Annotated in this window: 27 protein-coding genes, 1 other RNA gene and 1 pseudogene; 8 read left to right on the forward strand and 21 right to left on the reverse strand. The window is 43.3% G+C overall.

Annotated elements, in window-relative coordinates:
• Positions 1–76: 76 nt before the first annotated feature.
• From Q9312_RS04425 to Q9312_RS04450, 6 genes are all read right to left on the reverse strand, one after another.
• Positions 77–658 carry a Slp family lipoprotein gene (locus Q9312_RS04425; protein WP_309203368.1) on the reverse strand — a complete coding sequence of 194 codons (582 nt, stop codon included), beginning with the start codon at positions 656–658 and terminating at the stop codon, positions 77–79.
• 155 nt (positions 659–813) lie between these two features.
• Complete coding sequence (locus Q9312_RS04430) at positions 814–1155, reverse strand: hypothetical protein (RefSeq protein ID WP_309203369.1); 342 nt, start codon at positions 1153–1155, stop codon at positions 814–816.
• A gap of 175 nt (positions 1156–1330) precedes the next feature.
• Complete coding sequence (gene tsaB, locus Q9312_RS04435; RefSeq protein ID WP_309203370.1) at positions 1331–2053, reverse strand: tRNA (adenosine(37)-N6)-threonylcarbamoyltransferase complex dimerization subunit type 1 TsaB; 723 nt, start codon at positions 2051–2053, stop codon at positions 1331–1333.
• Complete coding sequence (gene yoaA, locus Q9312_RS04440; protein ID WP_309203371.1) at positions 2050–3966, reverse strand: DNA repair helicase YoaA; 1917 nt, start codon at positions 3964–3966, stop codon at positions 2050–2052. Before yoaA ends, tsaB begins: the two co-directional genes overlap by 4 nt.
• Positions 3967–3974: 8 nt before the next feature.
• Positions 3975–4433, reverse strand: coding sequence for a hypothetical protein (locus tag Q9312_RS04445; RefSeq protein ID WP_309203372.1), 459 nt, complete (start codon positions 4431–4433; stop codon positions 3975–3977).
• A gap of 3 nt (positions 4434–4436) precedes the next feature.
• The gene (locus tag Q9312_RS04450) at positions 4437–4769 is read right to left on the reverse strand and encodes a hypothetical protein (protein ID WP_309203373.1); all 333 of its coding nucleotides are present in this window, start codon (positions 4767–4769) and stop codon (positions 4437–4439) included.
• Between the two features lie 280 nt (positions 4770–5049).
• On the opposite strand from Q9312_RS04450, the gene Q9312_RS04455 reads away from it, so the two are divergent.
• The 5 genes from Q9312_RS04455 (at position 5050) to lon (ending at position 9433) form a co-directional block, all read left to right on the forward strand.
• Positions 5050–5673: an RNA polymerase sigma factor gene (locus tag Q9312_RS04455; RefSeq protein WP_309203374.1), complete on the forward strand. Its 624-nt coding sequence runs from the start codon at positions 5050–5052 to the stop codon at positions 5671–5673.
• Positions 5670–6086 (forward strand): hypothetical protein, encoded by a 417-nt coding sequence (locus Q9312_RS04460; RefSeq protein WP_309203375.1) that lies wholly within the window; start codon positions 5670–5672, stop codon positions 6084–6086. Before Q9312_RS04455 ends, Q9312_RS04460 begins: the two co-directional genes overlap by 4 nt.
• Positions 6070–6465 carry a hypothetical protein gene (locus Q9312_RS04465; RefSeq protein WP_309203376.1) on the forward strand — a complete coding sequence of 132 codons (396 nt, stop codon included), beginning with the start codon at positions 6070–6072 and terminating at the stop codon, positions 6463–6465. The genes Q9312_RS04460 and Q9312_RS04465 overlap by 17 nt, the downstream gene beginning before the upstream one ends.
• Positions 6458–6940, forward strand: coding sequence for a DUF3106 domain-containing protein (locus tag Q9312_RS04470; protein ID WP_309203377.1), 483 nt, complete (start codon positions 6458–6460; stop codon positions 6938–6940). The genes Q9312_RS04465 and Q9312_RS04470 overlap by 8 nt, the downstream gene beginning before the upstream one ends.
• Positions 6941–7033: 93 nt before the next feature.
• A complete protein-coding gene (gene lon / locus Q9312_RS04475; RefSeq protein ID WP_309203378.1) occupies positions 7034–9433 on the forward strand; it encodes an endopeptidase La in 2400 nt (799 codons plus the stop codon).
• 344 nt (positions 9434–9777) lie between these two features.
• Here lon and Q9312_RS04480 read toward each other — a convergent pair whose 3' ends face one another.
• The 11 genes and pseudogenes from Q9312_RS04480 to ffs all read right to left on the reverse strand — a co-directional run bounded on the left by Q9312_RS04480 (position 9778) and on the right by ffs (position 18477).
• Positions 9778–10395, reverse strand: coding sequence for a DUF2238 domain-containing protein (locus Q9312_RS04480; protein WP_309203379.1), 618 nt, complete (start codon positions 10393–10395; stop codon positions 9778–9780).
• Positions 10396–10408: 13 nt separating this feature from the next.
• Complete coding sequence (locus Q9312_RS04485; protein ID WP_309203380.1) at positions 10409–10711, reverse strand: HNH endonuclease; 303 nt, start codon at positions 10709–10711, stop codon at positions 10409–10411.
• Positions 10708–11688, reverse strand: coding sequence for a ferrochelatase (hemH, locus tag Q9312_RS04490; protein ID WP_309203381.1), 981 nt, complete (start codon positions 11686–11688; stop codon positions 10708–10710). The genes Q9312_RS04485 and hemH overlap by 4 nt, the downstream gene beginning before the upstream one ends.
• A gap of 27 nt (positions 11689–11715) precedes the next feature.
• Positions 11716–12372, reverse strand: coding sequence for an adenylate kinase (adk, locus tag Q9312_RS04495; protein ID WP_309203382.1), 657 nt, complete (start codon positions 12370–12372; stop codon positions 11716–11718).
• A 263-nt stretch (positions 12373–12635) separates the two neighbouring features.
• Positions 12636–14531, reverse strand: coding sequence for a molecular chaperone HtpG (gene htpG, locus Q9312_RS04500; protein ID WP_309203383.1), 1896 nt, complete (start codon positions 14529–14531; stop codon positions 12636–12638).
• A gap of 153 nt (positions 14532–14684) precedes the next feature.
• Entirely contained in the window at positions 14685–15020 is a 336-nt protein-coding gene (locus Q9312_RS04505; protein WP_309203384.1) for a hypothetical protein, read from the reverse strand.
• 114 nt (positions 15021–15134) lie between these two features.
• Positions 15135–15734, reverse strand: a complete 600-nt coding sequence (gene recR / locus Q9312_RS04510; protein WP_309203385.1) for a recombination mediator RecR — start codon at positions 15732–15734, stop codon at positions 15135–15137.
• Between the two features lie 2 nt (positions 15735–15736).
• A complete protein-coding gene (locus Q9312_RS04515) occupies positions 15737–16057 on the reverse strand; it encodes a YbaB/EbfC family nucleoid-associated protein (protein WP_309203386.1) in 321 nt (106 codons plus the stop codon).
• Between the two features lie 28 nt (positions 16058–16085).
• On the reverse strand, positions 16086–17084 hold the full coding sequence (locus tag Q9312_RS04520; RefSeq protein WP_309203387.1) for a DNA polymerase III subunit gamma/tau C-terminal domain-containing protein: 999 nt from the start codon (positions 17082–17084) through the stop codon (positions 16086–16088).
• 4 nt (positions 17085–17088) lie between these two features.
• Positions 17089–18150 (reverse strand): annotated as a pseudogene (gene dnaX / locus Q9312_RS04525) (DNA polymerase III subunit gamma/tau); the annotation flags it as partial.
• Positions 18151–18380: 230 nt separating this feature from the next.
• Positions 18381–18477, reverse strand: an RNA gene (gene ffs / locus Q9312_RS04530) — signal recognition particle sRNA small type.
• A 424-nt stretch (positions 18478–18901) separates the two neighbouring features.
• Here ffs and Q9312_RS04535 point away from each other — a divergent pair.
• From Q9312_RS04535 to Q9312_RS04545, 3 genes are all read left to right on the forward strand, one after another.
• A complete protein-coding gene (locus Q9312_RS04535; protein WP_309203389.1) occupies positions 18902–19429 on the forward strand; it encodes a hemerythrin domain-containing protein in 528 nt (175 codons plus the stop codon).
• A gap of 204 nt (positions 19430–19633) precedes the next feature.
• Positions 19634–20077, forward strand: a complete 444-nt coding sequence (locus Q9312_RS04540) for an ATP-binding protein (RefSeq protein WP_309203390.1) — start codon at positions 19634–19636, stop codon at positions 20075–20077.
• A 62-nt stretch (positions 20078–20139) separates the two neighbouring features.
• Complete coding sequence (locus Q9312_RS04545; protein ID WP_309203391.1) at positions 20140–20439, forward strand: STAS domain-containing protein; 300 nt, start codon at positions 20140–20142, stop codon at positions 20437–20439.
• A gap of 1 nt (position 20440) precedes the next feature.
• Here the strand turns inward: Q9312_RS04545 and Q9312_RS04550 are convergent, their stop codons facing one another.
• From Q9312_RS04550 to Q9312_RS04565, 4 genes are all read right to left on the reverse strand, one after another.
• Positions 20441–21121: a 3'-5' exonuclease gene (locus Q9312_RS04550; RefSeq protein ID WP_309203392.1), complete on the reverse strand. Its 681-nt coding sequence runs from the start codon at positions 21119–21121 to the stop codon at positions 20441–20443.
• Positions 21121–22968 (reverse strand): DUF294 nucleotidyltransferase-like domain-containing protein, encoded by a 1848-nt coding sequence (locus Q9312_RS04555; RefSeq protein WP_309203393.1) that lies wholly within the window; start codon positions 22966–22968, stop codon positions 21121–21123. Before Q9312_RS04555 ends, Q9312_RS04550 begins: the two co-directional genes overlap by 1 nt.
• Positions 22969–23181: 213 nt before the next feature.
• Positions 23182–24897 (reverse strand): sodium:solute symporter family protein, encoded by a 1716-nt coding sequence (locus Q9312_RS04560; RefSeq protein WP_309203394.1) that lies wholly within the window; start codon positions 24895–24897, stop codon positions 23182–23184.
• Between the two features lie 10 nt (positions 24898–24907).
• Complete coding sequence (locus Q9312_RS04565; protein WP_309203395.1) at positions 24908–25174, reverse strand: DUF4212 domain-containing protein; 267 nt, start codon at positions 25172–25174, stop codon at positions 24908–24910.
• Positions 25175–25292 lie beyond the last annotated feature (118 nt).

A 25292-nucleotide genomic window follows, 5' to 3' on the forward strand; every position in this document is an offset into this window, starting at 1 on the left:
CGACCTGTTGGCTTAAGTATGCTTTAAGATAGCTGTTGAAATCAGATTCCGCTTGAAGACGCCACATCCAATGCAACTATTTTTGCTTCTGCTTTGTTTTATTCTGCTTAGGTATTGGGCGACTGCCTGGCTGACCAACTCCTGGCTTAAACCGCCAGTGTGGATAATGATAATAATGATATGGAATCACAGGCCAATAGGACGGGCCGTAATAATGGACTTCTTGATATTGAGGACGCTCTTTCCACAAATAATGACCACTCACCACGACAACGGGGTAAACATACTTCATTTCACCCACCTTGCCTTCAATGGACTTTGACAGCTCACCAACCACAGTGATCTCTCTGCCCTGCTTGTATATGACCGGGTCAATGAATTCAGGGACAACAGCTAAGAACCGCCCACCGGTTGCATCAACATCTTCTGGACGAGCGGAACGATTTAGTGGTTTCGCAACAATTTCAATGGTCGACTGATCGTCTTGATTGCTAACTTTAGCGATAACACCGCCCCACCGCACTTTCACTGGCTGCGATTCGCTCCGCGCTGCACCTACCGTAAGATTGTTATACTCTCCACTAATTGGCTGAGGAACGGTATTACACCCTGTTAAGACGACTAAACCACTGATAAAAATTAAGACTTTTTGCAACATTACAATATTCCACTCAGTTTGATTGTGTACTGTGAGACTTTGTGTGCGATAGACACCATTATTCATTAAAACGCAAAGAGGGACAATCTGTTGACATGGAAAGTGATTTAGAAATTCATGGTTAGCGTTTAGAACACGCCTTTAGGTCATGTAATTTATGCGAACGTATCAATACCCAAAACGTAGGATCGAGCTTCTTGCTCATTTTGATTTTCAACCGACGAAAACTGCGCCACCGCTTGTTGCGCTTTGAATCCCAGATCGGAGTTATCGTCACGTCGTAACCGAGAGTTTTCGGCGGTAATTCGTTCGATGGTTTCTGCGCGACGAACCTCATCTTGCGAGGGTCTGCGCTCAACTTGTTCAGAGGTTTCTACGGCTTGACGTCCTTTAGAACCATCTTCGCCACGTTCAGCGGTCGCCGTCGACACATCTCGTCTAAGATTTGTCGAATTTGGATTGATGAATGCTGAAAGTGGACTCAACTCTGTCGTCATTTCAAAAACTCGATACCCTTCTGCTGTGAACCTGGTCTTTGCCTTTAGCGGCTGACCATCATCTGCGCTAGGCTAACGCACACGGTAATCTTAGCGAAAGTCGAGCGTCACCTGCATAGCAATCAAAATTGTAGTTTATTTTTCGAACAGTTGCACTAGCTAAGCTGGCAAAATACTAGCGGTCGGCTCCGATGATCGAAGATTTCTGTGACTTAGCTGCGACGTTGTTTCTAAGATAGCTTGGTACCGCCTCAGAGACAGCGTGTTGCCAGATTGTCGCGTTGGGGTGAGCCGCCAACTTCAAAGCCGTCGCGGCATTTGGGTAACAATCTTCAAACGTTGCGGTTGCTAATACGAGATGAGCCGCTAAAGATTCTTGGTAGACTTTCCAGCCACTGCCAACGGCGGCCCATGAACCATGACTTAGCTCTTCAGGCAATGCTAAAAGACTTGGATCGATGACCACTTCCTGCCCCACTAACTCTGCCCAAATCAACCCATCGGATTCTACTTTACGGTACAAGCCGCTATATACCTCATTCATTCGAGCATCATTGGTGACCCATGCATATTCGAGATCGTTCTCAGAGAAAACTTGAGCGGCTAGATTCTGCAAACTCGAAATACCAATGAGCGGGCATGATTGTCCAAAAGCCAGCCCCTGAGCCGCTGACACAGCGATTCTCACGCCAGTGAAAGCTCCAGGGCCTTTACCATAAACGACACAATCTATGTTCGACATACTTAAGGAGCTTTCATCTAAAAGCTTGGTAATCGTTGGTAATAGTAACTCGCCGTGTTTTCGGGGAGCGACTGCGAACTCAGACTTTAGATTTTGTGCAGTACCAATGGCGACTGAAAATGCCTCAGTCGAAGTTTCTATCGCTAAATAGTTCATAATTGACTTAAAAATTCCTCTACTAACGCAGAATTCCGCGTTGGTATCATCGGTGGCAAATCGGCCATAAACTTTTGGCCGTATTGCCGTCCAACAATTCTTGGATCACCGATCACTAAAACGCCTCGATCGGTCACGTTGCGAATTAAACGTCCTGCGCCCTGTTTTAGAGCTATGATAGCATCGGGTAATTGAAATTGCCCAAACGCGTCTCGCTTTTCGCGGCGCATTGCATCGATTCTAGCTTGATTAACGGGATCGCCAGGAGACACAAAAGGCAGTTTGTCTATCGCCACTAGCGACAAGGCATCGCCAGCAACATCAACACCCTCCCAAAAGCTAAAGGTTCCTAGCAGTACACTGTTGGGTGTTTTACGAAACTTTTCCAACAAATAGGCCTTGCTCGCCTGACCTTGAACGAACAACTGAAACTCATGATGTGATTGCAATAATTCAGCGGCTTCATTAAGCGCACGATGGCTGGTAAATAATAAAAAGGTTCGGCCTTTAGCGATGGTCATTAGAGGGATCATCGCGGCAAGAAACGATTGAGTGTAGTCACTTGCCGCCGGATTTTTTAAATACCGAGGAACATACAAAAGTGCTTGTTCTTGATAATTAAAAGGTGAAGGCAAGACCATTCTTTGCGCATCAAACAAACCCAGCTTGCGCTCAAAAAACCCAAAGTCTTCATTCACCGCAAGGGTTGCCGACGTCATAATCCAAGCGGCCTCTTTATACCCTTTCATGGCTTGCCGAAACTTTTGCGCAATACTGAGTGGGGTTGCATTCAAGGTAAAGCTTTTTCGATAAACCTCCAGCCACTGAACATACTCAGACTCATCCTCCTCAGTGAAAAGCCCAGCTTTCTGATGTAACTCTTCAGCGCGCTCATATAGGTTTTCGAGGTCGCGACTGCGAATTGCTTGCTCCTTCAAAACGTCACACAGTCGAGCCAAAGCACTCAGCAATTGATCAAAGTGCTCAGCAATTTCAGCTCTCTCACGATACAAGCGCCAAAAGTCGCGCGCTACCTCTTCGCCCATTGCTATTCTCAAGTCAGCAGAAGCTTTCTCTAGCTGTGCTGCTGCTTCTGATAAATCAGGACAATCGGTCGCTTCGGTTCTATAAGCCTGCTCGCTATCTCGAGCCAATTCCATTAATTGACGTGATGATAGCGCTTGCCCAAAAAACATGGTCGCTATATCCGGTAGCTGATGGGCTTCATCGATAATGTATGCATCTGCTTTTGGCAGCAACTCACCAAAACCATCCCGTTTCAGGGCAACGTCAGCCATTAATAAGTGATGATTAACCACGATGATATCGCTATCCATAGCGTGCTTGCGTGCCTTAGCCACAAAGCAATCTTGATAGGCAGAACACTCACTGCCTAAACAGTTGTCTGCTGTACTCGTCACAAATGGAATAGCGGCGCTGTCTTCTTGAATAAAACTTATCTGAGAAAGATCCCCATCCGTTGTTTTTCGGCTCCACTCTCGAATTTTAACAATGTCTTCAACGATGGCTTTATTAACGAAGTGGGCGGATTGTAAATTGCTTTCTAATCGGTACAAACACAGGTAATTCTGACGCCCTTTCAGTAATGCTAGTTTACGCGTCTTCCCCGTTGCACGAATGACCGTCGGCAAGTCTTTTAAAAACAATTGATCTTGGAGGTTACGAGTGCCGGTCGCAATTATCGTCTTACCTTCAAATTGCATTGCTGGAACTAAATAAGCGAAGGTTTTTCCGGTACCCGTGCCGGCCTCAATGAGTTCGATTGACGAATTTTCCATCGCCGATGCCACCGCTTCGGCCATAATCATTTGCGACTCTCGCTCTTGGTAACCGCTTATTTTTTCAGCAAAGGGGCCCTGCTGAGACAGCAAAAATCGAACATGCTCTTTCATGAGATAGCCTAATCGGAAGCAGTGTCAGTTGGCCAAACTTGTTCGCCAATCGCTTTGAACTTTGCGACGGTCATTGAGCCTCGCTTATTATTTGGGGAATCATCGAGCGCCTGTTCAATCACTTCGCGAGAAGCTGAGAAAATAGCATCAGGCTGATAGTGATCGTTATAAATAACCAAAATGGTGTAATCCCACTCGGCCTTCAAGTTAAGCTGCCCGACTCGCTGACGCGATTTTCCGCCAGGAAAAATCACTCGACCTTTAATTTGAACAATCTTTTCGACACCATCTTCAATCAAAATAGCTTCTGAGTCGGCATCTTTAAGCTCTTTGAGCTTTAGCAATGTCACAGCGTCGAAGCGCGCAAGCTCAATAGTAACGGGCAAAGATTGTCCCGTCGCCATGCGATAATCTGCAGCTAGTTGCCGCGTTTGAGCCATAATCTGTTCAAAGTTATAAGTCGTCATGCGCTATACTTTTATGTCCACTTGGTGGTTAGTATCCTCTAACGGCTCTTGTTCAAGCTGATGATCGGCTGTTTGATGGCTAGTGTATACACTGCCTTCCCCAGCCGTCGGTTGTCTCTCAGACATCTCTTCAACATCATCGGTATTGTCTTCTTGAGCCAGAGCGCCTCGCTTACTCGGTGGCTTTTTAGTTACCGGCAAATCTTTACGTTGGTCACTGATAGGATTGATGGCAGAAGCTTGCGCAGGCGCAAGCACAGCAGAGTTACGCACCGGCTTGCGTGACTCAAACATGGGTTTCGACAAATCGAAAGGTATGAAGTTTATTGCCATCATTTGCTACTCAGTTCTAAAGCAAAGACTCGTTGCTATTCGACGGCTCAACTTACTAAGCACTGCTAACAATCCAAAAACGCCACTCATTTCGCGCATTCCTTTCAAATATGTCTCATGAAAGTAGAAGCCAAAATGTGTGAGCTGAAGAACAGTACCCAAACCGCCATAAACTCCAGATATAATACCACAAGTCAGTAAAAATCAGTCATTTACCAAAGGGTGTCAACCAAACCCTTTGGATTGCGTTATCGGTAACTATACTTTGAACGAAATCACATTAATGACCAACCTAACATTGACTTCGACAATAGATGCCATTTATAACGAGTCTCAAATAAGCTCTCGGAGAGATATTCTGGACAATCGTACGGCACTTGATAGCTTTCTGAAAAGCGTGGAACGTCGAGCTTTTCATATTGCTTGCTTTTCGACGCAAAACACCGACGATGCCCTTGAATTAGTGCAAGAAAGTATGCTGAAGTTGGTTGAAAAATACGCTAATCTTGATGAAGACCAATGGCGACCTCTTTTTTACCGAATATTAAACAGCAAAATCAATGACTGGTTTCGTAAACAAAAGGTTCGTCGACGCTGGTTGGGTTGGCTCCCTCGAAGCAAAAACTCAGATGACGAGGCTGCAGAGAGCGACCCAATAAACGAAGCTCCTGATCCGAGAGGTCATTCACCAGAGCAACTGGTCAATACACAAGATGTCGTTCTAAGCTTAGAGAACCAATTGCAAAACTTATCGGAACGACAACGACAAGCTTTTTTGTTACGAGCGTGGGAAGGGCTTAGCGTCGAGCAAACAGCGGAAGCAATGAATTGCTCTCAAGGTTCGGTTAAAACCCATTACTCGCGAGCAGTACACGCGCTACGAGACTATTTAAGAGAATACCAATGACTAATATTGAACATCCTCAACCATCAAACTCGACGGTCGACGATGACGTTGCTCGATTTAAAAAACATTTAGACCAACTAGAGAGTCGCACACCGGCGAGCATTGTTGCACGACTGCATCAATCACGTAATCATGCACTGAATAGTAAGCCGCGGCAATCTCGTATTCATTGGGCAATGGGAGCGGCAACCTTCGCAAGTATCGCTGTTTTTATGATGTTTTCGATTTTGCCCAATTCACAAAACACATCCCAACCAAATTCTGCTGTCGCGAGCCAGTCTCAGCTGCTGCAAAATTTCGAGATGTTATCTGGGGATGTCGAACTAGATATGATCAGTGATTTAGAATTTTATCAATGGCTAGATGAAAACGACTTGGGTCAACAAGAGGCAATCAATGAAACAGAAAGTTAGTCTGCTCATTATGCTGATGGTTGTATTTCAAGTTACCTCTGGTTGGGCAAAAGAGGCTCCGGCGCAAAAGACGACTAAAAGTGCCACGCCCTCGCTCGAAATGCTTGAGTTTCTTGCTGATTTTAGCGACGACGATGGCACAGTTATCGACCCTCAAACACTCAAGGTTTTAGCGAGGCCGGCTGTCAAAGAGCCGTCACTCAGTGAGAACTGTACTCGCACTGAAATACCTATTAAAAATCTCGATGATCTTAAATCGAAGACGCCGACGGTTGTTTATCATTGTAAAAGTGATCAACCACCAGCAATGTCATCAACGACTACCAAAGCACCAACGAAAGATCCGCAAACGCCTTTAAGCGGAGGTCAACATGAATAGACTTAAAATACTATTAATCACATTATTGCTAACAGTTAACTATGCCTTTGCTGAGCAAGAAGCAACAAAGATTGCTTTTGAACAACTCACCGAAAAGCAGCAAGAGCAATTAAAACCTTACCAACAGCAATGGCAAAATTTTTCTGCTGAGCAACAAAGCAAAGTACTGACGGGTTTGCAAAAGTGGAATCAACTGAGCGTTCAGGATAAAGCTCGCGTTCAAAAACGCTTTAAACACTGGCAAGAATTAACTGGACAAGAAAAAGAGTCATTACGGCAATTTTTTGCTGAATACAAACAGATGTCGCCCCGCAAACAGCGTCGCCTCCAACGGGCTTATCATCATTACAACAATTTACCTTTACAACAACAATTGGAGTTACGTTCTCGTTTTCGACAAGTCAAACCAGGTATTGCTCCTAGCCCGGTTGTGAAACCATCCATTCGTCCAGCGGTAAAACGAAAAGAAAACTAAAGTTTGCCTGATGCCACCTTCTTTTTGGTCATCAGGCTGCTATAATCAATGCCATAATACGATAAAAATTTTCTGGTTAAGGATAAATCGCATATGGCGTCTGATCACGATTACGGTGAACCTGATATTGAGTTCTCTATTGAGTCTGATAGCTCAATTAAAGACCTAACTCCCAACGACGAAATATTGCCCAGCGAGATATGTCTACTACCCTTGTCTGAACGACCGTTTTTTCCTCCACAAACATTGCCTATTTTAATGAATGAGGAGGTTTGGCGAGAAACGATTGAATACATTGCCGACACAGAAACAAAGATCGCAGGGCTTGTTCTGGTTAAAAACCCACACCCAGAAGAATCGTCTCCGGAAGAGTTTCATGGCATTGGAACTTTGGTTCGAATTCACCACCCGGTTCTCTCGTCTGGAAAAATCCAATTTATCGCTGAAGGCATTCAACGCTTTAGAATTAAAAAGTGGCGCACTAAGGAGCCGCCATTTATTGTCGAAGTTGAGTATCCAAAAGAACCCGACTACCGCGATATAGACGAACTTAAAGCCTACGCAGTTGCGATTATTAATACGTTAAAAGAGTTGGTTCCGTTAAATCCTCTGTACAGTGAAGAACTCAAATTTTTCCTCAATCGATTTAATCCCAATGAGCCCTCTCCTCTCACTGACTTTGCCGCCAGCTTGACCACCGCTACTCGAGAAAAACTTCAAGAAGTTTTAGAGCAAGTTCATTTACGCAAGCGAATGGAAAATGTTCTGGTGATGATCAAAAAAGAACTTGAAGTAGCTCAGCTCCAGAACAGTATTCAGCGGCAAGTTGAAGACAAGCTGACCGAGCACCAACGAAAGTTCTTTTTACGCGAGCAGCTAAAAGCTATTCAAAAAGAATTGGGTATTGCTAAAGATGATAAGACAGCAGACATCGAGCGCTTCAATGAACGTATGGATGCATTGACTATACCTGATGATGCTAAAGAGAAAATTAATGGCGAAATTGATAAGTTATCAATCTTAGAACAAGGCTCTCCAGAGTATTCCGTCACTCGTAACTATTTGGATGTCGTCACCAGTCTACCATGGGGCATCACTACAACGGATAAAATAGATCTCAAGCGAGCCCGACGCGAACTCAACAAAGAACACGCCGGGCTAAATGATGTGAAAGACCGAATTGTCGAGTTTCTAGCGGTTGGAGCATTAACCGGTCAAGTCGCTGGCTCAATTTTATTATTGGTGGGGCCACCAGGGGTCGGCAAAACGTCGATTGGCCGTTCAATTGCTAACGCGCTGGGTCGAAAATTCTATCGATTCTCATTAGGTGGTATGCGAGATGAAGCGGAAATAAAAGGTCACCGTAGAACTTACATTGGCGCGATGCCAGGTAAACTCATTCAAGCGATTAAAGATACCCAAAGTTCAAATCCAGTAATCATGCTTGATGAAATTGATAAGATTGGTAGCTCTTACCAAGGTGATCCGGCAAGTGCATTACTTGAAGTTTTAGATCCAGAACAGAATGAAAACTTTCTTGATCACTATCTTGATGTTCGATTTGATTTATCGAAGACACTCTTTATATGTACCGCTAATCAACTAGACACGATTCCAAGACCGTTACTCGATCGCATGGAAACCATTCGTCTATCTGGATACATTACGCAAGAAAAAATAGAAATTGCTAAGCAGTATTTGTGGCCTAAAAAACTACAAGCGTGTGGTTTAAAGTCGAGCCAAGTAAAGATCACCGACTCTGGACTAAGAAAGATCATTGAAGATTATGCGCGTGAAGCTGGTGTCCGAAACTTAGACAAACAACTGGGGCGAATCGCACGTAAATGTGTGGTGAAAATTGTCACAGGTAAAGTCAAAAAAGTATCTATCAGCCAAAACAATGTCGAAGAATACTTAGGCACACCTTGGTTCCAACAAGAAAAACCAGGAAATAGTCTTGGCGTAGTCACTGGGCTTGCATGGACTTCTTTAGGCGGCTCAACGCTAAATATTGAAGCGGCGATTATTCACAGTAAAAATCGCGGCTTTCGCTTAACCGGTAAGCTCGGAGAGGTGATGAAAGAAAGTGCCGAAATAGCCTATGCTTATGTTGCTTCTCAACTTGAATCCTTCGGTGCAAAATCAGACGCATTTGATCAAACGATGATCCACCTCCATGTGCCTGAAGGAGCCACACCGAAAGATGGGCCTTCCGCAGGTATTACAATGGCTACCGCATTGCTGTCATTAGCACTTGCCAAGTCACCAAGAAAACAAATCGCCATGACAGGAGAACTAACGCTTACTGGCAAAGTGTTAGCCGTTGGTGGTATCCGTGAAAAAATTATCGCCGCCCGCCGCGCAAAAATTAAAACCGTGCTTTTACCAGAGGCGTGCCGTGGAGATTATCAAGAACTACCAAAGCACATCACGGATGGAATGAAAGTGCACTTTGTGTCGAGCTTTGAGCAAGTTGTAGAGATAATGTTTTAGCCGATAATCTGTTTTAACCGATAATTTGTTTTAAAAGATAATAGTTTTTAGTAGAGAATGCATTTTAGTAAAAAATGCATTCTTATCGGCTTTTCACGAGAGTAAATGTGAACCCATTAATACCACTCTACAATAGAGCGGGCCACGCCATAATAGAGCGAGTTTGTTCGTTATTTACAGGTCGTTATTTACTGGCCGTATTTTTAAGATGCGCGAGCTTACGATTTACTTACTTTTAACAGGGCTCTTTTCAGGGGCCTTCTAAATAGTTTTATCAAGCATCTTGTCGCTTACATTCACTGTATCAATCGTTCTATCCTAATAACCTCTTGATACAGTGCTTTCTATGATAATCTCTTTATTTGATGGTCGTGCCATCTACTCAGAAAAATCACACTAAAAGAAGCTCCAATTAAGGCCCAAAACATATCCGACTGGGTGTCCCAAACATAACCTTGTGTGCCTAGAAATGATTCAGCTGCTTCATCTGATAAAAGAGCAACCCACCATTCAATTAATTCGTAAAAAGCAGAAAAACCAAGACATATTGAAAGAATAAATAAATTACGCCATGCTGGTGAACTCACTACGCTAAGTCGAATGAGCAGCTCTCTAGCGATCACTGCAGGTACAAGCCCTTGCATTAAATGTCCTAACTTATCATAGTTATTACGATCGCCACCGGTTACATTTTTAACCCAGTCTCCGAAAGGCACTTCAGCGTAGGTATAATGCCCCCCAACCATCAATACTAGGCAGTGAGCAAGAATCAAAACGTACAATAACGTTGTCAAAGGAAAACGGCTTCTAGTCACGAGCAAAATAATGGCTCCGATCACCGCCGGAGCGACTTCAAGTGCCCAGGTATAGTAGTCTTTCGGACCGATTGCCGACCAAATAAATACCACTAAAAACACTAGACTCCAAATAACCAGTGCCAAACTCACTTTTTCTTTCTGCATGCTAAATCCTTTTCTAAAGCGGGTTCTTGACTCTTTGCTTTGCCACCCATTGAAAGTGCTTTTCTAACTGCGGATCATTAAGTAACAATTGAAGCGTATTAAAACGCTCTGCTAACGTAACTTCATCATAGCATTTATGTATGCCTCGGTGACATTGGCGACAAATCATGACACCTTGATTAAGAGTATCTTTAGAGTAAAGTTTTTGAAATCGTTTACGACGATGTACTTTTCTCGGAATAAGATGATGGAAGGTTAAGAAAGTGCGACGGTGGCAAGTTTCGCACTCCCCTACTTTTACGCTGCTCCGAGTCACTCTTCTAAGCGGAGTTTGTTTTTCACAATATCAAACAGCACACCCACATGATCGGGCTGCGCATTTAGGCAAGGTACATAATGATAATGCTTTCCACCGGCTTCTTTAAAAATATCATGGTTTTCAACCTGTATTTCTTCCAAGGTTTCCAAACAGTCAGCGGCAAACCCCGGACATATAACATCGACGGAAATTCCTTCCTTCCCTAATTTCTCCATAGTTTCATCGGTGTAAGGTTGCAGCCACTCTTCTCTGCCGAAACGTGATTGAAAACAACATAACCATTCATCCGCCTTCAACTCCAATTCTTCAGCCAATAGACGGGCTGTTTCGCGACATTCATCGGGGTAAACATCGCCGTTGTCTGCATAACGCTTGGGTATACCGTGAAAAGAGATAAGTAATTTATCGCCCCGCCCCTTCTCATGCCAACTTGCGCGAACTGAGTTAGCTAATGCTTTGATGTACCCTGGATGAGAGTGATAATCCCGCACAAAATCAATACCTGGCATGTTCCATTGCTTGGCTATGACTTTGGCAACTCGGTCGTAAACGGAAGCAGTCGTCGCTGAGGAATATTGCGGGTACAAGGGTAACACAATCACTCTACTACAATTCCCTAGACTCGCTAGACCGTCAGCAATGGAAGGCGAGCCATAATTCATGGCATAGCTAACTTGGCAATCGATTGCCTTATCGTCAAATAGCTGCTGCAACAACTCTGCTTGAGAGCGTGTCGTCGCTAACAAAGGAGAGCCTTGATCAGTCCAAATTGACTGATAGAGCTTAGCCACTTTCGGCGGGCGTACGCGTAAAATAATACCATGCAATATCGGACACCAAATCCAACGAGACAAATCCACCACTCGATGGTCATGGAGAAATTCAGCAAGGTACTTTCTAACAGCTGGCGCTGTTGGGGCATCAGGAGTGCCTAGATTTACTAGCAGCACTCCGATTGAAGAAGTTTTAGTCATTGGTTAACCAGTTAAGTTACGCTCTGGTTAACGCTCCAGAGCTTTGAAAATAGCGTCTCTGATATCGGTCATCGAACCGACACCAGGTACTTTTACGTATTCAGGCGCTACATCAGAGCTTTCTTCGGAAAATATTTTGTAGTAATCGACCAAGACTTTTGTTTGCGTATGATACACATCTAACCGTTTGCGTACGGTCTCTTCAGTATCGTCGTCACGTTGAATCAAATCGTCACCGGTTTCATCGTCTTTGCCTGCCACTTTAGGTGGATTATAGTCGACATGATAAACACGACCTGACTCAGGATGTACACGGCGACCTGAAAGTCGCTTAACGATTTCTTCGTCGTCCACATCGATTTCGACGACAAAGTCGACATCAATGTTGTTCTCTCGCATGGCGTTTGCTTGCGGGATCGTTCGCGGAAAGCCGTCAAGCAAATAACCATTTTTGCAGTCGTCTTCAGCAACGCGCTCTTTGACAAGGCCAATGATAATATCATCAGAAACAAGCTGCCCAGCGTCCATTACTTTCTTCGCTTCAAGACCTAGTGGTGTTCCAGCCTTGACTGCTGCTCTGAGCATATCGCCGGTCGAAATCTGCGGTATCCCGTATTTATCTTTTATATATTGAGCCTGAGTTCCTTTTCCTGCACCAGGTGCACCCAATAATATTACTCGCATACTTGCCTCTCCGAGAGTCTACATTTTGCGGCAATTTAACCAATCGCCGTCTCGTTTATTTTAACTTTGTGTAGTCGTAAGATACCTATCACAAACCGCTAACTCAAGCGAATTATGACACTTTTCGTCGATTTATCAGGCTTTGGCTGAAAGATAAACATTAGGAATGGGTTTTAACGTGGCAAGCACCGTAAATTTACCGTGTCTTTAGCAAAAATGACGAGTGATAGGCGCTCTAGCCATTGGCTGAGCGCCATCTCCCTTTACTTAGCGAGTAAGAGCTTATTAAGGCGCTTGGTAAAGGTTCCGGGATCATTTAAGGAGCCCGACTCAGCAAGCAGCGCTTGTTCAAATAGAAACATCGCCCAATCTTCAAATACTGCGTCAGACTGCTCCGCGGCGTGTTGAACTAATTGATGCTCGGGGTTTAACTCAAAAACCGGTTTGATTTCTGGCGCACTTTGTCCAGCTGCAGCCATCAGCCTCGCCATCTGTGCCGACATTTCACCTTCGGAGCTGACGACACACGCCGGAGAATCGGTTAATCGATGAGTCACTTTTACGTCTTTAACTTTATCACCAAGAACCGCTTTGAAGCGCTCGATAAGCGAAGCACTGTCTTTTTCTAGTTGCTCACGCTGCTCCTTTTCTTCTTGGTTTTCGAGCTCACCTAAATCTAAGTCGCCTTGAGTTACCGAAACCAGCTTCTTCTCTTGGTAATCAGATAAATGAGAAATTGCCCATTCATCGATACGATCGGCGAGCAATAGAACCTCGATACCTTTCTTACGGAATACTTCTAAGTGAGGACTATTTTTCGCCGTTTCAAAACTATCGGCTGTGATGTAATAAATCTTATCTTGACCATCGTTCATTCGAGACACATAGTCATCGAGTGAAACATCTTGCTTAGCAGAGTCTGTGTGTGTCGAAGAAAATCGCATTAGACCAGCAAGAGTTTGTTGGTTGGAAAAGTCTTCGCCCAAACCTTCTTTTAATACATTTCCAAACTGCTCCCAAAAATGCTGGTAAGCCTCAGGATCTTTCTTTGCGGTTTTCTCTAGTAACGAGAGTATGCGTTTAACACAAGCGTTCTTTAACGACTGAGTAACTGAACTGTCTTGCAAAATTTCTCGCGATACATTTAATGGTAAGTCATTGCTATCGAGCACACCACGAACGAAACGTAAGTAAACCGGTAAGAACTGCTCAGCATCGTCCATAATAAAGACCCGTTGAACATACAGTTTTACACCACGAGAACGTTCACGATTCCAAAGGTCAAAAGGTGCATTTTTCGGAATGTAAAGTAAGCTAGTATACTCCTGCGTCCCTTCGACTTTGTTGTGCGCCCAAGACATTGGCTCGGTAAAGTCATGAGATATATGTTTATAAAATTCTTTATACTCATCTTCTGAAATGTCTGATTTACTTCTCGTCCATAGAGCAGTCGCTTTATTGACGGCTTCGAATTCAGTTGACGGTTTGGGGTCCTCACCTTCTGCAGCAGGTTCGGCTGGCTTAAGCATTTGCACAGGTACCGAAATGTGATCGGAGTATTTTCCAATAATTGACCGCAAACGCCAGTCATTTAAAAACTCTTTTTCTGAGTCTTTCAAATGCAGAATTATGTCAGTTCCTCGACCAGCTTTGTCACTTGGCTCTATTTCAAACTCCCCTTCACCTTGCGAAGACCAACTGAAACTCTCATTACTTCCGGCTGCTTTCGAAACTACAGTCATTTTGTCAGCAACGATAAATCCAGAATAAAAGCCCACACCAAATTGTCCAATAAGGTTTGCGTCTTTTTTCTGATCTCCTGACAGCTTACTTAAAAAATCAGCGGTGCCTGACTTAGCGATGGTTCCCAAATTTGCGATCAGCTCATCTTTCGACATGCCGATACCATTATCACTAATGGTCAGCGTACCAGCCTGCTCGTCAGTAGTAATACGAATTTTAAAATCAGGATCTTCGGCAATAAGCTCACTGTTATCTAACGATTGAAAACGAAGCTTGTCCACAGCATCTGCCGCATTAGAAATCAATTCACGCAAAAAGATCTCTTTATTGCTGTACAAAGAATGAACCATCAAATGAAGCAATTGCTTCACTTCAGTCTGAAAGCTATGTTTTTCCATCGTTGGCGTCTCACTCATTGCCAATCTCCTCCGATTCTGAAAAGTAGTCACTTGGGTTTAATGAAAACCTATGGTTTGATTAGAATAGTTAAGACTGCTGCTATTTTTCATTGCAGTCTTCACCAATGACAGGGAGATGGGGGCAGTTAACCGCTTTTCAAGGTTTAAGTTTTAATTCGGCATATTTTTTATCAGAATTTGAACTTCTCGATTTAACCAATGGGATACCCCTACGGCTTCTCTCTCAGCAGCATGCATCACTTTTCTTTGGTCATCGGGGGCCAGGCATATCGTATAACGCCCTATAAATGGAGATACCGGGGATAAAGCTTCACGCTTTACTAGAGACAAGTAATCATCGATGACTTCTACAAAACGTCGTTTTAGGGTAAGCAGATTATCGCCATCAAACAACAATACATCAGGCGCATTTATGACCTCACCGACAATAAGGTCAGTTTCTGGTTCATAATCTAGCTGTGCAACAAAGCCTTTATAGGTCAGCATCTACTCGTCCTATACTCACCAAACAACTACCTGTAATAATAGCAGTTAGTTGGAAAAACAGGTCGATTTCTTAGTTTAATTTAATCTGTTTAAACCGGCTTTATATAGCTAAATTTAGTACTCTATTTTTCTGCGCTCATTGATTGACCGCGCGAGGGTTCCAGAATCAATGTATTCAAGCTCACCACCGATAGGCACACCTTGTGCAATACGAGTCACTGGAATTTGATATTTCTCGATTAACTCTCTTAAATAATGAGCGGTTGCTTCACCTTCAATTGTCGAGCTTGTCGCTAAAATAACTTCTCTTATTTGCTGCGATTGGAGTCGCGTTTCGAAGGTATCAAGACCGAGCTCTTCAGGCCCTATTCCATCGAGAGGAGATAGCTGACCCATGAGCACGAAATAGTGCCCTTCAAAAGCGCCAGAGTTCTCAATGGCGAGCACATCGGCAGGCGACTCTACAACGCAAATGAGCGATGCGTCTCGCTTATAGTTTGAGCAAATTTCACACAGCTCAGACTCGGTGAAATTTTTGCACTGTTTACAGTGTTCAATGCGCGACATTGCATCAGATAATACCTGAGCAAGCTTTTCACCACCTCGACGATTGCGTTCAAGTAAATAAAGAGCCATACGTTGCGCACTTTTCCTGCCGACGCCAGGAAGACAGCGCAATCCCTCAACTAATTCTTCAAGTAAATTTTCCGCCATTGCTAAAAGGGCATTTTAAAGCCAGGAGGCAAGGGTAAACCTTGGGTGACCGATGACATTCTTTCTTGGCTTTCTGCTTCAACTCGACGAACGGCATCGTTCACCGCAGCAGCAACTAAGTCTTCTAAAATTTCTTTATCGTCACTCATTAAACTATCGTCTATGTGTACACGCTTAACGTCGTGTCGACCTGTCATGACTACCTTGACCATTCCAGCACCAGCTTCACCGGTTACTTCCAAGTTAGCCACTTCTTCTTGAGCTTTTTGCATCTTTTCTTGAAGCTGCTGTGCCTGCTTCATCATGCCACCTAAGCCTTTCATAAGATTTCCTCTTTCTCTCTAATAGAATTTAATTGTTTACATCTAGTTGCTTGTCAAGCTCGATATCTTGTTGCGAAATGTTAGCTTGAAATGCGTTTAAAATGCTAACAACTTTTTGATTCTCCAAAAAAGATTCTTTAACTTGATTTAAGTAATTTAGATAGTTTTGCTCAGAAATTTCTTTCGGTGTATTGAATAGCTCTTCGACGTAATCAAACTCAATTTTTACGTCAACCTTCAGTGAGCGAGAAACTTCGTCTTGAATTTTCTTATACGCTGAGTCGGTAACAAAGTGCTCAACTGACGAACGAGTTTTTAAGGCTATCGTATGATTATCTACGCGAACAACCGAGCTATTGTTAAGAATTTGGAACAACGCGCCGGTCAACTGTAAATCTTGAATGAACTCATGCCATTTTTCAGGTTGAGCCAGCAGTTCAGTTGACCATTGCTTGCTCACTTTAGGTTTCGGTGAAAGCTGAGAGTCCTGAACATGAGCAACCTCACTATTGAGTATGCTCGAATTAGCCTGCTCTGAACTCTTTGTAATATCCGTTACGACGGCGTTTGTCACTTCAGAATTAGTATCATCTAGATGAACATCAGTTTTCGAATCTGACAATGAAGGCTGCTCGACAGGAGCGCTAGTGAGGCTCACTTTCTCAAGAGTTTGAGTTTCTCGATCGCTGCTGTTTGCACTGCTTTGAGAATTTTGTGGGGAGTGTCGGTTAGCAAAGGACTCTTGCTCACCTACTAATTCGTTCTTATGGTCAATAGCGCCTGAACATTCAGCATCTTTTTTAGTAGATTCATCAACTACCTTTTTCTCATCAACGAGCCTTTGTTCATCAACGAGCTTTACTGAAGTTTGAGTGTCTAAAGCTGATTCGTCACTTGTTTCCGATAATGAGTCAGATTTAAGAGACTTTTCGCGAATAAGTCGATTTGATGCATCGTCTTTAACTAGACTATTCGACGAATTATTTGAGCTTAAACTATTTTTTTTTGCTTTCGCTAGATCCAACAAGATCAGGTCGAAAAGCCATCATTCGTAACACAGCCATTTCAAACCCTTCTCGTGCATCTGGAGATAAAGGTAAATCCCGTCGAGCGTGACCACCGATTTGGTAAAAAAGCTGCACGTCATTAGGAGACAGTATTTGAGTTAACTCATCCAGTTCGCTGGAAACTGGTTTGTTAGCCATTTGACTTACGGCGATACGATGTAAGCAGGATAGCATTTCTGCCAATACCTTTCGGTAGTCCGGGTTAAACTCAGCCATTCGATCGATCGCAGCAAACACCGCATCAACATCATTTACAGCCATCGCGCTGAGAATGTCTCTTACAAAACCTTGATCAATCGCTCCCAACATATCGGTTACTTCGGGTAATTTTAACTCACCGGCACCAAAAGCAATGGCTTGATCTAAAAGACTGAGTGCATCTCGCATACTTCCGTCGGCAGCGCGGGCAATGATCGGTAAACAGCCTTCTTCTGTCGGGATCGACTCTTCACCTAAAATATGCGCTAAGTGATTCGCAATGTGCTCTTCTGTCATGCGCTTTAAATGAAACTGCAAACAGCGGGACAAAACCGTCACCGGAAGTTTTTGCGGATCCGTCGTTGCCAACAAAAAGACGACATGTGGTGGAGGCTCTTCTAACGTTTTCAAAAGCGCATTAAAGCTACTATTTGACAACATATGCACTTCATCGATTAAGTAGACTTTGTATCGTCCTCGAGATGGTCGATATTGAACGTTGTCGAGAATTTCGCGAGTATCTTCAACCTTTGTTCTTGAGGCAGCGTCGATTTCTAGTAAATCGACAAAACGTCCCTCATCTATCTCGGTACACGTTGAACAGCTACCACATGGCGTCGATGTAATACCTGTTTCACAATTAAGACATTTGGAGAAAATCCGAGCGATGGTGGTTTTCCCGACTCCGCGAGTGCCGGTAAACAAGTAAGCGTGATGAAGGCGCTGTTGCTCTATTGCGTTAACAATTGCCCGCTGTACGTGCTCTTGGCCAACCAGTTGTTGGAAATTTTGAGGTCGCCATTTGCGCGCTAAAACAGTGTAGGACATGAACTCTCCGCTACCATCAAATCAAAGTTAATAGGTCATTATAATCAACTCAAATCAGAATCTCTAACAAAATGATGTTTGCTGATTTATTGACCAAAAAAGGCGCAACTCGCCAATTATTCGCGGAGAATCAACAACCAATACCGCAAGGAACAGGTACTTTAGCGCTAAGGAGATCCATTCGAAAAACAAAGGAAACAGGAATTGGGAATCGAAGAGTTTTGGGTGGGACCCACCAGCCACACCTCGGCACACGAGTCGGTCACTACCGTTGCTCCCTTCCGGGCCTGGCGGGGTTTGCGACTTATCGTTGCGAGGGAACCAGTGGGTACCCATAGTGAAGAGCGCGCATTATCGCTAATTTTTCGCCGGATTAAAACCCTTGTCGCAATTAATTTTTTGTATAAATATCAACCAGTTCGGAGCGTCACTGACCTCAATATGGCCTTAATTATCGACGTTTGCAATGGAATCAGTCTTCCACTCCTTCATCAAAGACACAGACCAACTCAACTTTTTAGCTTTTGAACCAAAGAGTTACGGTAAAAATCACACATTTAAATCTCACAACAAAGATATATTTAAGAAACATGATGAATGCAGTCACGAGTTGAGAATATAAATCACTTTTTTACTACGTAGAGTTAATTTTTATCTATTAGGATCTATTAGCTGAGGCACGCGATGCGTGATTTTGATTTCAGCTTGCTAAATACAGTGGCATTTGCATTATCAATTACGAGGTTCAATTATGTTTGCTTTTATTACCGATTTCTTTCGAGCTAGACCCAAAGAGGAGACACGTCAACCTCTGCAGAATGTTGCCAGCCGAAAATCTCGCGCTGACCGAACAATTAGTTTTGACCCAAACTTAATTGACACTTTGAAAAAAGACCACTCGAAACTGGTTGCGCTTTATGGAGCCATGTGGAAAGAAGGGTTCGAGAAAAGCGATTATAAAAAGCTTTCAAACGTTATCGCTGAATTCAAAGCCAGCTTTCAATCTCACCTTTTGAAGGAAAACGTAAAGTTCTATGTCTATCTAGAGCAGTCTCTAGCTGACGATGTACACACGTTACAGGTTGTTAAAGACTTCCGAACGGATATGAATGAAATCGCAAATGCTGTTATTCAATTTTGTAAAAAATACGCTCACCAAGCCTTCACCGCAGAAATGGAACAGGAGTTCGAGCGAGACTATGTTAAAGTCGGTGAGGTTCTAACTCGTCGAGTCAGCATGGAAGAAAATGAGCTGTATGTTTTGTACCAAGCAGACTAATACCTGAATGTTCTTAAGGCGGCATCGCTGCCGCCTTAGCATGCTTAGCCTCTAAAAGATTAAACCCTCTAAACCAATTTCCCCAACTATCAACGAAATACTGAGCTCAGTCCCCTTCCTTTCTACTAAATCTTAATTTAATTTTAAGTCACATCTTGCAAAATACATTGGCATCGATTTTACTGTTAAGGATTCCAAACCAATATGAGCAACGATATGACAAAGGTGTTACTGACTAAGCGGTTTAGTGCTCAGCCACAGCACCTAAAAACGATCAGAAGCGAAATATCAAATACGCTATCTGCTCATGGTTTTAATCAAGATTTTCAATCAGATATGGTTCTTGCGGTTGACGAGGCTTGTCAAAACATCATTCGCCATGCCTATCAGTTCGATGACCATGGGATTATTGACCTTAGCTTAATGCTTGATCATAATGAACTGTGCATTGAATTAATCGACTTCGCCACGACGGTTGACCCTGATTGCTGCAAACCTAAAGAGTGCAAAGACGAACTAACACCGGGTGGCCTAGGGACGCTTATTATGAATAAAGTGATGGACTCTGTGGCTTATGAGTGCCCGCCCCCAAATGGTGCAGGAAACAAACTGGTCATGCGTCGAAAAGTAGAGCACTCCGAAGGATAAGTGTTCCGTTATAATAAATTGATTGTAGCCTCCCGCTACAATATTCACTGGTGATACTATTTATGGGCTATACAACAACTGAGAACGGCGATCACACGACTATTTTTCTTACTGGAGAAGTTGACTTAGAACGCTCTCCCCTTGCTCGCAAAGTTCTGTTAGAGACCGTTGAAAAAGGACAACATTTGATAGTCGATATGTCCGACGTAGAATACATAGACTCATCAGGCGTTGCCAGCTTAGTTGAAGCGCTTCAAGCTTCGAAAAAGAAAAACTTAGATTTCGCATTACAACAAGTCAGTGAACCAGCGCTCAAAGTATTTCGACTTGCTAGACTCGAAAAGGTATTCGAGATCCGTTAATTCAACCTTTAAGCTTTACGCCCAAATCTCTTACTTTTACTCGAGCGTAGCCTCCCATTGCATTAACCTGGGCCAGTAAAAGTTCAGCCGTCGCCATGGCGTCATTTCGAGCATCATGCTCATCAAACATAGGTAACCCATATCTAGCTCGGCAAGCCGATAAGGTCAAACTACCTCGGTTCATTACAAATTGCTTTCGCTCGAGTCTGGCTTGCTCAACTCTCATCGTATCAATAACGGGACAAAAAAATGGCGAGCCAAAATTACGAAGACAAATTTGATTTAAAAAAGCCCAGTCAAAGCTGGCATTATGAGCGATAAATATTTTACCTTTTAATTGGGATAAAACGTGCTCCATTAATTCTTTTTCTCGGATGCCTTGCGTCATTTCAGACGGATGAATCCCGTGAACTTCTATGTTTTTAGTCGTTTGAAGTTTTTCAGCTTGCACAAAGTAGTAGGCAGTCTCGGATAAACGAATGACTGCGCCACTCAGTAATACCGAAGCTAGACTCAATACTGAGTCTTGTTTCGGATCTAATCCATCGGTCTCTATATCTAATGATATATATGAGCAATCCATAAAACTTTGATCGCCAACCTTTGGTAAAGCTTTTAAGTACTCTTGAAATAAAGCAGACGATAATGATAGTTGACGTCGTATTCGCCACTTTTGAAACACTAAATCAACCCTCGAGAGAATTTCATCTTGATGCCAGATTGTGCGTCATCAATCACTTGAAACGCATCTTTCAACTGTGCTCTTTGCAATGATGATAGATCGGAAGGGATAACAAAATTATCGACTTTCTTACCTTTTTGCCAACATCTTAATTGATGTTGATAGCGCATTCGAGAAATAAAGCGATAAGCGTCTAATAAGGCTTTCGCATCTTGTTCATTGAATAATTTCGAAGGCACATTAGATATTCGAGCAATCGTGTTAACTTCAAACGATTGCGTCGCTAATGCGTAAATTCTAGCTATATCGGCAATAGGCGCAAGAGCCTTATGCTTTAAATCTAGTGATGGGACATGCTCACCATTTTGCTCAAGCACAAAGGCTTTGAAAAAACCGAGTGGCACTCTGGTTTTCAATGCATTCTGAGTCAACTGCGCAAGAAAAATCGAGTTTCCTTGCGCTAACTTAAGAATCGATTCTTGCAGCAGTTGAACCAAGTGACTGTCTCCGTAAATTGCTCGCAAGTCAAAAAATATATTGGAATGCATCAAAGCCTTTGGTTCCGGAGATTGTATCCACTTGCCAAAATAGCTTTGCCACTGCTCTAAACTTGCTAGCCATTTATCGTTCATGGCCATAACGTCTCCGGGGCAAAGAATAAAGCCACAGGCATCTAAACCATAGTTAACCTTTTGAGCCAACGCCTGAAAAAACGCTCGCTCTTCTGTAGTAGGATTTCGTTCTAATACTAAACCATTATCTTGATCAGAGTTCGCCGACTGTTCACTTCGACCTTGCGACCCAAAAGCGACCCAGCAATATTTCATGGGTGGCTTTCCTAACTCTCGTTCGGCGAGTTTAACTAATCGAACGGTTAATTCATCCGATATCTGAGAAATGATTCGGCCAATTTCTTCAACACGAATATTGTTCGATATCATTTGATGCAATAAATTTCCGATTTCTTTACTGAAGAGTACCAGCTGTTCCAAACGATTTGCTTTTTTTATCCTACCGATTAGGTAGACCGGATGTGAAATTTGCATTTGAATTAAATCGCTGGTCGTCACCATACCAACAAGTTGCTGTTGCTGATTAATGACTGGCAAGTGATGAATGTGCAGCTCTAACATTTTCGCCAGCACTGACTCACTAGACTCGGTTTCGAGTACCCGATTTGGTTCAGGTGTCATGACAGTATCGAGCGGTTTAGTAACATCGCAACCTTGCGCAATAACTCTTGACCGCAAATCACGATCGGTGACTATCCCGACTAGCTTTTCATCTTGCAAAACCATTATCGATGAAACTTCTCTCTCGGTCATCACTCTTGCTGCTTGTTGAATTGTCTCGGTTACCTCAATGGTCACCGGCCGTCGTGCTATAACGTTACCAATTGGTTGAACTAACGATAGATTGGGCGCTGGTTGAGTTCTTTTGATTCTGTCGGCATAAGCTTCGGTATAAAAGATATCGAACTCATTGTTTTGATGTTTTAACCAACGAAATGTCTCTGCATTGAGTCGATAAATTAAGCCCTCTTTGAGCACCGATACGCGATTTAAAATCTTTTTTCCGGAGAGTAAGGCTGGATAACCAAATTGATCACCTTCGGCTAGTCGGTCGATTAGCTTTCCTTCTGGATCTCTAATCTCAAACTCACCGGTCCGAATAATATATAAGAGCGGGTTTTCATAATCGATAACTTGCGCCAATGAGCTGTCACTACAAAAATGTACTTCTATTGAATTAACGCATTCGATGAGTTGCTCTTTTTCGAGTTGATTAAAGGGCATTATCGTCGAGAGAAACGAGACCACAGATGGAACACTGGTTGGCGCGCTCAATTTTAATACTCCTATTTGTTAAACCACACGTAGAGTTTTACCGCACTTATCTATTAACAATCAGCGTTTATTACGGGATATAGGTTAGCTTATCAAACATTTACTTTTTAGTATAAAAATTGCCGTCGTTGCATCAACACAGTTAACTAGAATAATCGTGCGTTACAAACGCAAAAAAGTCCGGCAATGCCGGACTTTTCCGTTCGCGCTTGATCAGTGAGCTTGAGCCCCGCCTGACCCTTTCGGAAAGCGAATATCTTCAACAATCTGCTGTACATCTTCTGGTACAGGAGCAGTGACTTTACTTACCCCATATGCAACGGCAAAGTTAAGCAACATACCTAATGTACCGATACCTTCAGGAGAAATCCCAAATAACCAGTTTTCAGGTTTGTTTTCGATCAGAGGTTCAAAGAAAACGCCTTTGTATATTAGGATGTAAGCAGCGGTGAAAGTAATACCTACAACCATACCAGCAATCGCTCCTTCTTTATTCATCTTCTTATAGAAAATACCCATTATGATAGCTGGGAAGAAAGAGGAAGCAGCCAAGCCGAAGGCAAAGGCGACCACCTGCGCCACAAACCCTGGCGGATAGATACCCGCGAGTCCTGCAATGATTACCGCCACTGCGGCTGCTAAACGCGCATACATCAGTTCTTGCTTATCGGTTATGTCTGGCATTAGATTTCGCTTCAATAAGTCATGCGAAATGGAGGTCGATATTACCAGTAGCAGACCAGCCGCTGTCGACAACGCGGCGGCTAAGCCACCTGCGGCAACTAGCGCAATAACCCAGTTTGGTAGTTTCGCAATTTCTGGGTTTGCCAACACCATAATGTCTCGATCGATTTTCATTTCATTGCGTTCATCACCTGAATAAAACATGCGACCGTCGTTATTTTTATCTGACCATGAAATTAAGCCGGTTTGCTCCCAGTTCTTGATCCAAGTAGGCGCTTTCTCATATTCAACCCCTTGTTGCTCTGGACCATTGATCGTGTCGATCATATTGACCCGAGCAAATACCGCTACGGCTGGTGCAGTCGTATAAAGTAAAGCAATAAAAACCAAAGCCCAACCAGCTGATTTACGAGCATCACGCACTTTAGGTACTGTGAAAAATCGTACGATAACGTGTGGTAGACCTGCTGTACCGACCATCAATGCAGCGGTAATAAAGAATACATCGACCATGCCCTTCGAGCCGTCAGTGTAAGCCGCAAACCCGAGCTCCTGCGAGAGTCCATCGAGTTTATCCAGTAGATACACCCCTGGTTCCCCTGCGACCTCGCCACCAAACCCTAGTTGCGGAATAGGATTACCAGTAATCAAAATAGAGATGAAAATTGCTGGAACTAAGTAAGCAAAAATCAACACACAATATTGAGCGACTTGAGTATAAGTAATTCCTTTCATTCCACCGAGAACGGCATAGAAGAATACGATGGCCATGCCAATAACGACACCCCAAGTTAAATCAACTTCTAAAAAGCGAGAGAAAACCACGCCTACGCCACGCATTTGGCCAGCTACATAAGTGAAAGATACGAAAATCGCACATATCACAGCAACCGTTCGTGCGGTTTGAGAGTAGTAACGATCACCAATGAAATCCGGAACCGTAAACTTACCAAATTTACGTAAGTATGGCGCTAAGCATAAAGCTAAAAGAACATAACCGCCGGTCCAGCCCATTAAATAAACGCCGCCATCATATCCCATAAAAGATATCAAACCGGCCATTGAAATCCATGATGCAGCAGACATCCAGTCAGCTGCGGTTGCCATACCATTGGCGACTGGATGAACGCCTCCTCCAGCCACATAAAACTCGTTTGTCGAACCCGCTCGTGACCAGACTGCAATCCCGATATATAAAGCGAAGGTTGCGCCAACGACAATAAATGTCAAAGTTTGTAAATCCATCGTTGACCCCTTAGTCTTCGTGTACGTTAAACTTACGATCGAGCTTGTTCATCTTTGCAACATACACAAAGATTAAAACTACGAACGTGTATATAGAACCTTGCTGAGCAAACCAGAATCCCAGTTTAAAACCAAAGAACTTAATCTGATTCAACTGATCAACTAATAAGATTCCACAACCGTAAGACACCACAAACCAAATGACTAAAAGGGTTGCCATCAGTTTTAGATTCGCTCGCCAATATTGTTGCGCAAGCTCTTTATTTTCGAATGCCATGACTGGCCCTCCTAAATTAACCCCAAGTTACTTCTCAACTCTAATCAAGTTTGATGAGGCAACGAATTCGACTTTAGTCGCATGTAAGGTGCAAAACGAGTTATCCTTTGGTCTAATA

It is taken from the genome of Pleionea litopenaei (assembly GCF_031198435.1).
Lineage (GTDB): Bacteria > Pseudomonadota > Gammaproteobacteria > Enterobacterales > Kangiellaceae > Pleionea > Pleionea litopenaei.